The 12,420-nt window shown below is 32.5% G+C and carries 14 protein-coding genes; 6 read left to right on the top strand and 8 right to left on the bottom strand.

The features are described from left to right. Positions 1–123 precede the first annotated feature (123 nt). Positions 124–762 carry a hypothetical protein gene (locus B0E44_RS04090; protein WP_077370928.1) on the top strand — a complete coding sequence of 213 codons (639 nt, stop codon included), beginning with the start codon at positions 124–126 and terminating at the stop codon, positions 760–762. 2 nt (positions 763–764) lie between these two features. Here the strand turns inward: B0E44_RS04090 and B0E44_RS04085 are convergent, their stop codons facing one another. Together B0E44_RS04085 and B0E44_RS04080 are read right to left on the bottom strand one after the other, a co-directional pair. After that, positions 765–1,334 carry a GNAT family acetyltransferase gene (locus tag B0E44_RS04085; RefSeq protein ID WP_077370927.1) on the bottom strand — a complete coding sequence of 190 codons (570 nt, stop codon included), beginning with the start codon at positions 1,332–1,334 and terminating at the stop codon, positions 765–767. Between the two features lie 90 nt (positions 1,335–1,424). Next, positions 1,425–1,817 carry a DUF2809 domain-containing protein gene (locus B0E44_RS04080; protein ID WP_077370926.1) on the bottom strand — a complete coding sequence of 131 codons (393 nt, stop codon included), beginning with the start codon at positions 1,815–1,817 and terminating at the stop codon, positions 1,425–1,427. A 183-nt stretch (positions 1,818–2,000) separates the two neighbouring features. Here B0E44_RS04080 and B0E44_RS04075 point away from each other — a divergent pair, with 183 nt between their 5' ends. The 5 genes from B0E44_RS04075 (at position 2,001) to B0E44_RS04055 (ending at position 6,839) form a co-directional block, all read left to right on the top strand. Beyond that, complete coding sequence (locus B0E44_RS04075; protein WP_077370925.1) at positions 2,001–2,678, top strand: SDR family oxidoreductase; 678 nt, start codon at positions 2,001–2,003, stop codon at positions 2,676–2,678. A gap of 77 nt (positions 2,679–2,755) precedes the next feature. Then, entirely contained in the window at positions 2,756–4,009 is a 1,254-nt protein-coding gene (locus B0E44_RS04070) for a hypothetical protein (RefSeq protein WP_077370924.1), read from the top strand. Positions 4,010–4,102: 93 nt separating this feature from the next. Next, positions 4,103–4,702 carry a SprT-like domain-containing protein gene (locus B0E44_RS04065; RefSeq protein WP_077370923.1) on the top strand — a complete coding sequence of 200 codons (600 nt, stop codon included), beginning with the start codon at positions 4,103–4,105 and terminating at the stop codon, positions 4,700–4,702. 38 nt (positions 4,703–4,740) lie between these two features. Next, positions 4,741–5,796 (top strand): mannose-1-phosphate guanylyltransferase, encoded by a 1,056-nt coding sequence (locus B0E44_RS04060; RefSeq protein ID WP_077370922.1) that lies wholly within the window; start codon positions 4,741–4,743, stop codon positions 5,794–5,796. 119 nt (positions 5,797–5,915) lie between these two features. Further along, on the top strand, positions 5,916–6,839 hold the full coding sequence (locus B0E44_RS04055; protein ID WP_077370921.1) for an EamA family transporter: 924 nt from the start codon (positions 5,916–5,918) through the stop codon (positions 6,837–6,839). Position 6,840: 1 nt separating this feature from the next. Here the strand turns inward: B0E44_RS04055 and B0E44_RS04050 are convergent, their stop codons facing one another. The 6 genes from B0E44_RS04050 to B0E44_RS04020 form a co-directional block, all read right to left on the bottom strand. Then, positions 6,841–7,602: an ABC transporter ATP-binding protein gene (locus B0E44_RS04050; protein WP_077370920.1), complete on the bottom strand. Its 762-nt coding sequence runs from the start codon at positions 7,600–7,602 to the stop codon at positions 6,841–6,843. Continuing rightward, on the bottom strand, positions 7,599–8,348 hold the full coding sequence (locus B0E44_RS04045; RefSeq protein WP_077370919.1) for an ABC transporter permease: 750 nt from the start codon (positions 8,346–8,348) through the stop codon (positions 7,599–7,601). Before B0E44_RS04045 ends, B0E44_RS04050 begins: the two co-directional genes overlap by 4 nt. 115 nt (positions 8,349–8,463) lie before the next feature. After that, positions 8,464–9,312 carry a glycosyltransferase family 2 protein gene (locus B0E44_RS04040; protein WP_077370918.1) on the bottom strand — a complete coding sequence of 283 codons (849 nt, stop codon included), beginning with the start codon at positions 9,310–9,312 and terminating at the stop codon, positions 8,464–8,466. Positions 9,313–9,360: 48 nt separating this feature from the next. Continuing rightward, positions 9,361–9,885 carry a methyltransferase gene (locus tag B0E44_RS04035; RefSeq protein WP_077370917.1) on the bottom strand — a complete coding sequence of 175 codons (525 nt, stop codon included), beginning with the start codon at positions 9,883–9,885 and terminating at the stop codon, positions 9,361–9,363. 206 nt (positions 9,886–10,091) lie between these two features. Further along, on the bottom strand, positions 10,092–11,150 hold the full coding sequence (locus B0E44_RS04025) for a 3-oxoacyl-ACP synthase III family protein (protein ID WP_077370915.1): 1,059 nt from the start codon (positions 11,148–11,150) through the stop codon (positions 10,092–10,094). Between the two features lie 528 nt (positions 11,151–11,678). After that, positions 11,679–12,344, bottom strand: a complete 666-nt coding sequence (locus B0E44_RS04020; RefSeq protein WP_077370914.1) for a TonB-dependent receptor plug domain-containing protein — start codon at positions 12,342–12,344, stop codon at positions 11,679–11,681. Positions 12,345–12,420: the final 76 nt, after the last annotated feature.

Genomic DNA, 12,420 nt, shown 5'->3' with positions numbered 1-12,420 from the left:
CATAAATCCAAACTTGAATTTTCGAGTTTGGATTTATTATTTTTAGGAATATTTTTTTGAAAGAGACTTTTTTTAATTTTACTTGAATTGGCAATACAACTTAAAATTTTAAATTTCCGAAAGATGAAACCCTTTAGAAATATAACAGCTGGTTTTTTGGTGAGTTTTGTAGGTTCACTACCGCTAAGCTATTTGAATATTGTAGGAGTTGAGGTTTTTTCTAAATTCGGGATGAATCCTTTGGTTTCTTATTTGGTTGGAGTTGTTATTGTGCAGACTATAGTGGTTTATTGCACGGTGATTTTTGCCAATCAATTGGTAGGTAATAAGAAATTAATGAAAGGTATTGATTTTTTTGCTGTATTTTTTCTTTTGCTGTTAGCCTATTTATTTTATGCCCATTCAAATCAAACTGTCGAAGAACATAATTATTTGGAAGGATATGTTCGATACTCTCCTTTTCTTATAGGAATGATTTTGTGTGCACTTAATTTTCTTCAAATCCCATTCTGGATAGCTTGGAATCTGCATTTAATGAATGCCAATCACATATCCTTGCATTTTAAACTTAAATATCATTATATATTCGGAACCTTATTGGGGACTTTTTTCGGAATGTTGGGAGCAATCGTTGTGTTAGATTCTTTGTCTCAGACGACATTTCTTTTTTCAAAATACATAATGCCGATTGGTATTCCGTTATTTTTTGTGGTTTTGGCTTTCTTTCAAACTTTTAAAGTCTACAAAAAGTATATTAGATAGATTTATAATGACGATTGACCCATATCATAAGCCAAAATGAAATAATTATTGTTGTTGAATTGAAAATCTCCGATAACCGACCATTTTAATTTTTCAATATGTGCTTTCTGCGAAGGAAGATTGGTTTTGTTGATGAAAGTGATACTTACTGGAAATCTTTTCAAAAGATGGATTCGCATAAAGTCAAAGAAAGGATTGATCAAGCCTTTTCCTCTATAGCTTTTGTCAATGCAAATAGGGCCGTACTGAAAAGTATTGGTATCAGTCATTTTAAAGTCTTTGAACGAAAGACTAGGAAGCATAGGAGTCATGTGATTAAAAATTGCCCATTGGCTAAAATATTGCCAGCTGGCCGCAAAAATATAAGCTATGATTTTGTTATCGTCTTTAGCAATAAACAAGCCTTCTTGACGAATTACTTCCTGTAATTGTTCAACAGAAAAGGGTGTAGTTACAAATCCCGAAGCTTTTTCTTCTTCGGTCATATTGGATACCAAGTAAATGTCTTGCAAGGCCAATACGCCTTCTATGTCTGTGTTTTTTGCTACTTCAAATTGGACGTTTTCAATCATTTTGTAAGGGGTTGCATTTGCATTACTTTTTTCAAAAATATGTAAAAAAGTGTAGTTTCATTTTTAGATATTTAAAACGAATATAAACTCTCACTTTATTTTTAGTTTCTGATTATTTTTAAGCCAATATTTTTCGATAATTAATACGATTGTAATTCCAATAATATAAGTTAGTAGATCAATCCAAGAGAATGAAGTTCCAATGACTGTTCTGGCAGTTTTTGATTTTTCTAAACCTAGTTTTTCGACGATATTCAAAAATTGCAGAAATTCTATTGTGAAAGAGAAACCCAATACAGCTATCGCAGCAGTTAAAACCGGTAATTTGAGGAAGGATTTTAAAAAGCAATAGATTAGAATTACAACCAAAACATCCCCTAGATAAGGCCTGACAAAGCGGTCATTGATATAAAGTGCAATCAATACTTCAATAGAAAATAGTAGAATTGCAAAGCCAAAATAGTTTTTGTTAAATGTTAGCATAATATTGATTTACGAGAATATAAGGCAGTTTGTAATATTAAGTCTTTTTAAACTATTCTCCAGTTTTTCGGTTCTTGTTTTTATTTGTTGATTAAGATTTTTTGTCTATTTATTACAGGATAAAAATGTATTTTTTAAAATTTAAAATTACAGTTTTTTAACTGTTTTGACTATTTTTGCTTCATGAAGAATATTATTATTACAGGAACCAGTAGAGGAATAGGTTTGGAGTTGGCTTTGCAGTTTGCCAATGCAGGACATCAGGTGCTTGCTTTGTCTAGAAAAACAAATCAAGCCTTAATTTCCCATAAAAATATCACTTGTCTTTCGGTCGATTTGTCTAGCGAAGGAGAATTGCAACAAGTAACTGATTTTCTTTCCTCCACTTGGAATAGAATAGATGCCGTTGTCCATAATGCCGGGAGTTTGTTGCTAAGACCTTTTTCGGAAACGACGCAACATGATTTCGAAAATATATACAAAGTCAATGTTTTTGGCGTAGCCAATTTAACCCGAATCTGTTTGCCATATTTGCAGAGTGGCAGTCATGTGGTAACCATAAGTTCTATGGGAGGTGTGCAGGGAAGTTTGAAGTTTGCTGGATTGGCAGCTTACAGTTCCAGTAAAGGAGCCGTAATTACCTTATCCGAATTATTATCCGAAGAATATAAAGAACGAGGAATTTCTTTTAATGTTTTGGCTTTGGGTTCTGTTCAAACCGAAATGTTGCAAGAAGCATTTCCAGGCTATCAAGCACCACTTTCGGCTAGTGAAATGGCCAATTATATTTATGATTTTACGCTTACAGGAAATAAATATTTTAACGGTAAAGTATTGCCCGTTTCTTCCACGAATCCTTAAGTACCCACTTTCTTGAGTTTTTTTGTGTTTCATAAAGCATATTATTTTTGATTTTTTTTAATCTAACCAAACCTACCATGATTGTAACTATGCGTGTTTTTAAAATTGTATTATTTTGTTTTTTTGTAGCAACCAACTTAAATGCTCAATCTTATAAAAGTGACTATCAGACTTTTTATAGTTTCGGTTTTCCTGAAAAGTATATTACAAATGAGTATCAATCTTTTTGCATTAAATTGGATTTATCAGCTCAGCCGACTAAAGTTATTATTGATGGCGAAGCAATGCAATCAAGAACAAGATTGGAGTATAATACTTTTTTTCAAGAAGATCAGTTGATCAATGGATTATCCTCACTCATCAATTTGCGTTATGATAAAGATTGTAATAAAATGGACGGCAAATTTATAGCTGACATAAAGATTAAGGATATTACCTATTATGGAGAAATAAAACAAAGCAGTAGTGGAGAAACTCCTTACTATTTTGAAGTTTTTTATGGGTATAATGTAGTTTGCCAACTGAAGAACAGCATGACAAATCAAACTTTTTTGGAGAAAACAATTGTGGTTAAAAATTCACATTCAAAGCCTGGAGCTGATAAAAATACAGATGGTACTCCTAGAATTTATAATTTCAAAACTAAAGCTGAAGTAAAAAGCTATCTAAATAAATACATTGAGGAAAATTTAATTGTGAATGAGTTAATTCATTCAATCCAGAGTACTGTCGCCCCTGCATTATCTTCCTGGTTAGATGTACAGTATTTTCCCAATACCTATTTTTTTTCTAGGATGTCTAAAGAAGATAAACATCCATTTTATAAAAAAATTAATGAAGAGATTGATCTTTTTAAAAATTGGAAGAAAGCTAATTCTGAGATTCAAACCAATTTATTGACATTAGAAGAAAATTCAGAATTTGTTAAAAATCATAATTTGCAGATAAAAGGAGATAATGTTAATGCGTTTGTCGATAGTAAAGCAAAAGAACGTTATAATTATGTTGTTGCAAGTAAAAATTTCTTAGGTAATTTTATTTTAAAGATGGAAGCATATTCGAAAGAATTTGATGTAAATGATAAAAAACAAAAAGAGGCGGTATGGGCTTGTTATATGAATATTGCTTCTAGTTTTTTGTTTTTGAATGATTTTAAAAGTAGTTTGGAGTATGTAGAAAAAGCTAAAGTATTAGATATTAGTAAGTCTAAAGTTAGGGAAATAGAAGAAAAAAATCTTAGTCTTCAAAAAGATTACCTTAATTTTTTTGATGCCGATGGAAATTTGAAAAAGGATTTAAATAATGGGTATTTAAAATATTTTAATATTTAACATTAGAGCAGGTTTAAATTATTTTAAACCTGCTCTAACAATTATTGATCTGTATTCAGTTTAGAAATAATCACTTGTCAAAATCTCATATAATTGCCCGAAACACTTTTAAAATATTTGCCGGAACATGCCGTAAAGCCAGTTTTTGAACTGATTGTTACGCATCAGGTGCATCTCAAAATTGTAAATGAGAGACAAACGCGTCATGGAGATTACCGAAAAGGAATGAATGGGAAACATGAAATTACGGTGAATGCGAGTCTTAATAAATACAGGTTTTTGATTACTCTGATTCATGAAATTTCGCATTTGGTAGCTTTTGAAAAATTTGGACGACATATTAAACCCCATGGAGGAGAATGGAAGCATTCTTTTCAAAGGATGATGGTGCCATTTATCCGTCCAGAGATTTTTCCGAATCATTTATTGCCATTGTTGGCAAGACATTTTAGAAATCCGACAGCAAGTAGCGATACCGATACCACATTGGCATTGGCTCTAAAGCAGTATGATAAACCAAATGATAAAAACTATATCTTTGATATTCCTTACGGTAGCGTTTTTAGAATTTCAAATGGAAAGATTTTCAAGAAAATAGCAATACGAACCAAGCGATACGAATGTTTGGAAATAAGTTCTGGACGGTTGTATTTATTTAACCCAAATGCCGAGGTAGAGTTATTGCCTGGTTAAAATGATTAGCTATAAAGTAGCGAACGTAAAAAAATAAAATGAACAAAAATTATTACGCAATATTAATGGCAGGCGGAATCGGTTCGCGATTTTGGCCAGTGAGTACGAGAGAATTCCCGAAGCAATTTCATGATATGTTGGGTTCAGGAGAGACTTTAATTCAGAAAACATTTAGTCGATTATCTCAAATTATTCCGAAAGAGAATATTTTGATTCTGACACACGAAAGTTACAACGATTTGATTTTAGAGCAATTGCCAATGGTTAAACAAGAGCAAATTGTTTTGGAACCTGCCATGAGAAATACAGCTCCTTGTATTTTGTATGCCTCATTGAAAATTAAAAAGTTGAATCCAAATGCAGTGATGGTTGTCGCTCCAAGCGATCACTGGATCGAAGACGAAATGCAGTTTGTGGCCAATTTGCAACGCTCTTTTGATTTATGCGAAAGAGAAGAGTCTTTAATGACTTTAGGGATTTTACCTACGGCTCCCAACACAGGTTACGGTTATATTGAATTTGACAAGTTAGATAGTCGTTCCATAAAAAAAGTAATTCAGTTTCGAGAAAAACCAGATTCAAAAACAGCTAGACGATTTATACAAAGCAGAAATTATTTATGGAATGCCGGTATTTTTATTTGGAGCGTGCGATCTATTTTGAAAGCTTTTGAAGAATTTCAACCAGAGATGTTTGCACTTTTTATGGAGGGTTATGAAGTATATAATTCGGAAAAGGAAAGTGCTTTTATTCAGGAAAATTATCCAAAATCGGATAATATTTCCATAGATTATGCCATCATGGAAAATGCCAAAAATGTCTATGTTCTTCCAGCCACTTTTGATTGGAACGATCTCGGAACTTGGGGTTCACTACATGAAAAACTACCAAAAGATGATAATAATAATGCAGTTGTAAATGCAATCGTATTATTGCAAAACGCATCCAATAACATCATTAGAACCGCTATAGGAAAACAAGTGATTGTTGACGGGCTAGATGATTACATTATAGTAGATAAGGATTCTGTCTTGTTGATTTATCCAAAAAGTAAAGAACAAGAAATAAAAGGTATTGTTTCTCAGTTGAAATGAAATCTTAGTTAATATTTTTATTACTATTATATTTAAAAAGTGAATTCTTAAGAATTTTGGGGAAACTCAATTTTTAGAAAGAAATCATTTTTTTATTTTATAAAATTCCCCCAAATTATATGTCTAAAAATGAAAATCAATTTCTAATTTATCTTGCTTTCGCTGCTATTTTTATTATTTGGGGTAGTACTTATTTCTTTATTTTTTTGGGATTGGAAACGATTCCACCATTTATGTTGATGGGAATGCGATTTGTAATTGCGGGTTTGCTTTTATTGATTTTGATAAAAGCACAAGGGAATTTAAAAAAGCCAAGTAAGGAAGCCATAATCAAAAATTCAATTTACGGAACTCTCTTGCTTGTTGGAGGGACAGGATCTGTGATGTGGGCAGAGCAATATGTTCCTTCTGGGATAGCCTCGATAGTAGTTTGTAGTTTGCCTTTTTGTTTCTTAATCTTGGATTATCCAAAGTGGAAAGAAAACTTTTCAAATATTAGTTCGCTCTTGGGGTTGGTTATTGGCTTCGCAGGGGTTATAATCCTTTTTGATGTCAATGAATCTGTTTTTTCAGAGCATTTTGTTTTAGGGGTAATAGTAATTATTGCTGGAGGAATATCTTGGGCATTGGGTTCGTTATTTTCCAGATACTATCCTACTGATTTGCCTACCTTAATGAATGTCGCTTTGCAAATGATAAGTGCAGGGTTGTTTTGTTTGATCGTGTCTTATTTTACGAAAGAGACTGAAGGATTTGCTTTTAGCAATATATCTCTAACTTCTTGGTTGAGTTTGGGGTATCTTATTGTTTTTGGAATACTTGCCTTTGTCGCTTATTTATGGCTAATAACCAAGCGTTCCTTGATACAAGTTGGAACCTACGTATATGTAAACCCAGTTATTGCCGTTTTTTTAGGATGGTTATTTGCAAAAGAAACCATAAGTTCAAAACAAATAATCGCCTTAATTGTGATTCTAATTGGAGTTGTTTTAATCAACTGGGTTGGATATCGAAAGACTTTATTTGAAAAAAACAAAGCCTAATTTATCCTTTTAAATATGCTTCTCTAACTTTCTTAAACAATTCAGAAGAATAAACAAATTCTACTATAGCTTCATTCTCGGTAAGGAAAATTTCTTCTTTGTTTCCTTCCCAAGCTTTTACACCATTTTTTAGAAATAAAATATGATCTCCTATTTCCATCACGGAATTCATGTCATGGGTATTTACGACAGTTGTAATATTGTATTCTTCAGTAATTTCTCGGATAAGGTTATCAATCAGAATAGCGGTATTTGGGTCTAATCCTGAATTGGGTTCGTCACAAAATAAATACTTCGGATTATTCACTATAGCACGAGCAATAGCAACCCTTTTTTGCATTCCTCCAGAAATTTCAGAAGGTAATTTTTTGTGGGCACCAATTAGGTTTACTCTTTTTAAAACGAAATCTACACGATCTTGAATTTTAGAATTACTGTCATTGGTGAACATTTTTAAAGGAAAACCCACGTTTTCGGCAACAGTCATGCTGTCAAACAAAGCACTTCCTTGAAAAAGCATACCTATCTCAGTCCTGATTTCTCTTTTTTCATCCGCACTTAAATCAGAGTAAATACGTCCATCAAAAGAAATGGTTCCTACTTCTGGAGTATGAATTCCCAATAATGATTTTAATAAAACTGTTTTCCCAGATCCACTTTGACCAATAATCAAATTGGTTTTTCCTGCTTCAAAAACACAAGAAACTCCTTTAAGAATTTTGACACCGCCAAATGATTTTTCTATGTTTTTTATTTCTATCATTTTGTTAACAGTAATTGGGTAATAATATAATTTAGCAAGATGATGGTAACCGATGTCCATACAAAAGATACTGTACTGGCTTTACCAACCTCAAGCGCTCCACCTTTCATGTAAAAACCATGAAAAGAAGGAATAGTAGCTAAAAGCATACCAAAAATAAAAGTTTTGGTAAAAGCATAAACAATATGGAAAGAGATAAAATCTCTCTGAATTCCTTCAATAAAATCAATACTGGCACCAAAACCACCGTAAACAGTTGCGATATAACCTCCGGCTATGCCTAAAAACATTCCGATACCAATTAGGAAAGGATATAAAAGCAAAGCTATAATTTTTGGGAAAACCAAATAATTAAGAGAATTTACTCCCATTACTTCCAGTGCATCGATTTGTTCGGTAACGCGCATAGATCCTATACTGGATGTGATAAAAGATCCCATTTTTCCTGCCATAATGATAGACATGAAAGTTGGTGCAAATTCTAAAATAACCGATTGGCGCGTGGCATATCCGATTAGGTATTTTGGGATAAAAGAATTAGTTAGATTCAAAGCCGTTTGCATCGAAACAACTCCACCAACGAAGAAAGAAATGAAAGCAACAATTCCCAATGAATCAATAATTAAATCATCGACTTCTTTGAAAATTAAACCTTTCATAACAGACCATTTTGTTGGTTTTTTGAAGATTTCTTTCCACATTAAAAAATATTTCCCGATTTGAGAGGTATAGCGAATGAGCATCATTTTTTTAGAATTCAGTTTACAGGTTGCAGTATTCAGAAAAAGAATACGGGTACGCAAAAATACTGTATTTTGTTGGAATTTTAGATTTTGTTTTTAATTACAGCAGCGTAAAATATTAAAACAATTTCTCCTTCATTTTTTGTAAACGATACTTTTGAATGAATTTGGCTTGTTCATTGGAAACCAATAAAGGAGTTTTTGCTTTTTTTGCTTTCCAAAAACCTTTGATGTAATCGAAAAAAAGTAGTGGTTTTTTCTTCATCATTGCCAATTTTGCCGATGCAATTGCGGTAATCCAGAAACCGTATCCAAGAGTGTAAAAAGCTTCGCCTTGCTTGTAACGCGCTGTTTTGTTATAATTAGCACCCGTTGGTTTGAGGTGTTTTACGTGTAAAGTGGAATCGGTGACTACTTTCCAATTGTAGTATTTGCAAAGCAATTCGTCAACTGTGTCCCATCCCATTGCAGGTTTTAAGCCGCCAATTTGTTGAAAGGTTTCTTTTCGATAGGCTTTTAATGCGCCTCGAATATGATCTTTATCGGTTAGGTTTTCTAAAATCCAATCGCCATTTTTTTCTATGTAACAAAATCCGCCTGCCATTCCGATTGTTGAGTCGGATTGAAAATGTTTAATTACGGTTTCGAAATAATTGGAAGGGAAAATTAAATCGGCATCAATTTTTACGATTAAATCGTAATCTTTGTCCAATGTCTCAAATCCTTTCTGAAAAGCTTGAATTACCTTGCTTCCAGGTAAATGAACCGCACTTGAAGTTTTGTTTACCAAAGTAATAAACGGATTGTCTTTGGCGAAAGCCAAAACAATTTCGGCAGTTTTATCGGTCGAATTATCATTGACAACCACTACTTTTTTTGGCAAAACAGTTTGCGAAATCAAGGATTGCAAGGTCAAAGCGATAAAGGCTTCTTCGTTGTAGGTCGGAATTACGATGTAATATTTCATTTGTTTTGTTCAAAGCTTTGTCAAAGTTTAAAACTTTGACAAAGCTGTTTATTTTGCTTTTTCCGCGTAAACAATATAATATCTAGGAGTGAAAAATCGCAATAATGGGCGAAATCCAATTTTCTTAACAGGATGTGTAAATTTTTCTCTGTCGATGATTTTCCAGCCTGTTTTTTCTAGTAGCCAATCTAATTGCCAGTCTTCAAATTCGTGGTAATGTCTGTCCCACATATCTGTTTTACTACGATAGGCCGATGAAAACCAAAGACGCAAAGGAATTGAAATTAGTAGTTTGTCGCATTTTACGTTTTCTAATACGGTGTAAGGATTCAACAGATGTTCAAAGATTTCAAAAGCTGTAAAAACGGTATAATTTTCTTTTTGTAATGCTGTTTGATTGTTGTCTATGTCTTCGCCTGTAGTGTTTTTTACAGTATATCCATTTTCTTCCATAATTTTGGAAAAAGGATTTGGCACGCCTAAATCAAAAATGGTTTCTGAAGTAGAAATGTGTTTTTGTAAAAATTCTAAAGTATATTTGAATCTTTTATTGGGAAACGTTTTTTCGTACATGTTTTTACTATTTGACTATCGCTTTTGCTTTAGAGTTTGCAAATATAAAGATTCTGTTTCTTATACGGTTTGTAATTTCAAATTTGTCCAAGAATATCGGTTGATTTTTGAGATGTATTCTGTGTTTTTAATCTTGTTTTCAAAAAGAAAGCCCGCTGCACTAAAAAAAGTGAGTGGGCTTAAAATAAATAAGCGTACAGGTTAGTTTAATATCGATAAACAAAGGCATTGATGTTCATTCCTGCTCCAACAGAAGCAAAAAGCAATACGTCACCTTTTTTAATTTCTTGATTTTCTATTTTTCCTTGAATTAATAAGTCAAATAATGTGGGAACGGTGGCAACGCTACTGTTTCCCAGTTCGTGTATGCTCATAGGCATAACATCTTTTGGAGGTGTTTGTCCGTATAATTTGTAAAAACGCTGAATGATTGCTTCATCCATTTTCTCGTTGGCTTGGTGAATCAGGATCTTTTTAACATCATCGATTTCTAATCCACTTTGGTCCAAACAGCTTTTCATAGCTGCAGGAACTTGGCTTAAGGCAAATTCATAAATTTTTCGACCGTACATTTTGATGTATTTGGTATCGGGATCCAAATCTGGGTTGTATGATTTTCCAAAGTAAAGAAAGTTTGCTTCTTCTGCTGCATATGTAGCGCTTTCATAAGACAACATTCCAGTTTCGTCATCTGAGGCTTCAATAACTGAGGCACCAGCTCCATCTGAGTAAATCATGGAATCTCTATCGTGTGCATCTACCACACGGGACAATGTTTCCCCACCTATGACAAGACATTTTTTTGCCATACCCGATTTTATGAATGCATTGGCTTGCAATACGCCTTCAATCCAACCTGGGCATCCAAAAAGAATATCGTAAGCAACGCATTTTGGGTTTTTTATTTGTAATTGATGTTTAACTCTAGTTGCCAAACTTGGGATAATATCCGATTGGGTTGTGCCAAATTTTACATCACCAAAGTTGTGTGCAAAAATGATATAATCAAGTGTTTCAGGATCTATTCCTGCATTCTCTATTGCTTTTTGGGAAGCAAAAAAAGCTAGGTCTGAAGCAGTATAGCTATCCTCAGCATAACGTCTTTTTTCGATACCCGTGATTCCTTTAAATTTATTAATTACGACTTCGTTTGGATAAGCAAAAGGAGAACCATCTTCATTTAAAAAAACATGTTCGCTAAAATCGGTGTTGCTAATCTTTTTCTCAGGAATATAGCTTCCTATACCAGTTATTTTTATTTTCATTTTGATATTTTCCAGAATAAATTTCGGCTAAATTAATTATAATAAATGTACAAAGGGTAAATTATTTACTATGCATGCATATAATTACGGAATATTAAATATATGGCAAAATTATTGAATATATTTTATTGAAAATTATTAAATGATGCATTTTATTCTTGGAATCACTATAAATAACAAAGCCAGTGTTTTTTGTTAAAAAATTAATTCTTTGTTTTAAAAGGATAAATGTCATTTGATTTTAAATAAAAATTTTTAAGGTTAAGAGATTGATTATGTTTAGGATTGGAAAGGTTTTTTGGGAAGATATTTTATGAAAATGAAATGTGTTGAATAGCCCTGATGGGAGCGGCATCCCATCTCGTTTTTTCTACGAGATGGATATAGCAGACAGCAGGAGAAATGCTGATGAAGAATGGAAAACATCTGCTCCTAAATTTTTCTTCAGAATTCTTATAAATGAAAAACCCTTTCAGTTTTAATACTGAAAGGGGGTGCTCATTCTTTTAAATTTAGACCTAATGAAAATTATTGTTTTGTTGTTATTACTAAGGCTCCGGCAGACCCTCGAGATCCGTAAATAGAAGCCTCAGCATCTTTCAAAACCTCTATTGATTTTATATTATTTGGAATAAGAAAATCAATATTTGTGACTACCATTCCATTAACAACAAATAATGGAGGACCAGTATATTTTATTGAATTAAATCCACGAATAGTTATTTTGTTATCATTTGAAACGGACACTCCTGCCACTTTACCTCTTATCATATCATAAACAGTGTTGTAAATCCGCTTATCAGTTGAGGCATTTGTTGTGTTTGATTCAGAAACAACATATTTTTGATTTGTTTCTGAATATGCTATTGAAACATGACTCTTTTTTTTATTTTTTTTTGATTGATCAGTCTCTAAAAATACAAAACTCATCTTCTCTTCATTATTATATTTTGAGGATAATAATCCGTATTCATGAGAGTAAACATTAATTGTGCTCACATTTGCAGTAACCGAAACTTCAAAATCGCCACTCTTATTTGTTACCACTTTGGAGTATATGGAATCTAAATATATTTTAGCTTTTGCTACGGGTTTATTGTTAAAATCGACAACCTTTCCTGTTAGTTTATTTTGACCATACCCAAAAAGCACAAATGACAAGCAAATAGTGAGTAACATCTTTGAAATTTGCATAATGAAATTATTTAGTTAAGATTTGTGAGTTAAGTTAATTAAAAAAAAATGAATATATCATTTAATGTATTAAAAG

It is taken from the genome of Flavobacterium sp. A45 (genome assembly GCF_002001005.1).
In the GTDB taxonomy this organism is placed as follows: domain Bacteria; phylum Bacteroidota; class Bacteroidia; order Flavobacteriales; family Flavobacteriaceae; genus Flavobacterium.
This window is presented reverse-complemented; position numbering and strand designations above follow the sequence as displayed.

Coding starts and splice junctions, on each gene's coding strand:
- B0E44_RS04085 (WP_077370927.1), bottom strand. CDS start 1,334: ATGATTGAAAACGTCCAATTTGAAGTAGCAAAAAACACAGACATAGAA.
- B0E44_RS04035 (WP_077370917.1), bottom strand. CDS start 9,885: ATGTACGAAAAAACGTTTCCCAATAAAAGATTCAAATATACTTTAGAA.
- B0E44_RS04075 (WP_077370925.1), top strand. CDS start 2,001: ATGAAGAATATTATTATTACAGGAACCAGTAGAGGAATAGGTTTGGAG.
- B0E44_RS04055 (WP_077370921.1), top strand. CDS start 5,916: ATGTCTAAAAATGAAAATCAATTTCTAATTTATCTTGCTTTCGCTGCT.
- B0E44_RS04090 (WP_077370928.1), top strand. CDS start 124: ATGAAACCCTTTAGAAATATAACAGCTGGTTTTTTGGTGAGTTTTGTA.
- B0E44_RS04050 (WP_077370920.1), bottom strand. CDS start 7,602: ATGATAGAAATAAAAAACATAGAAAAATCATTTGGCGGTGTCAAAATT.
- B0E44_RS04025 (WP_077370915.1), bottom strand. CDS start 11,150: ATGAAAATAAAAATAACTGGTATAGGAAGCTATATTCCTGAGAAAAAG.
- B0E44_RS04040 (WP_077370918.1), bottom strand. CDS start 9,312: ATGAAATATTACATCGTAATTCCGACCTACAACGAAGAAGCCTTTATC.
- B0E44_RS04060 (WP_077370922.1), top strand. CDS start 4,741: ATGAACAAAAATTATTACGCAATATTAATGGCAGGCGGAATCGGTTCG.
- B0E44_RS04080 (WP_077370926.1), bottom strand. CDS start 1,817: ATGCTAACATTTAACAAAAACTATTTTGGCTTTGCAATTCTACTATTT.
- B0E44_RS04045 (WP_077370919.1), bottom strand. CDS start 8,348: ATGATGCTCATTCGCTATACCTCTCAAATCGGGAAATATTTTTTAATG.
- B0E44_RS04020 (WP_077370914.1), bottom strand. CDS start 12,344: ATGCAAATTTCAAAGATGTTACTCACTATTTGCTTGTCATTTGTGCTT.
- B0E44_RS04070 (WP_077370924.1), top strand. CDS start 2,756: ATGATTGTAACTATGCGTGTTTTTAAAATTGTATTATTTTGTTTTTTT.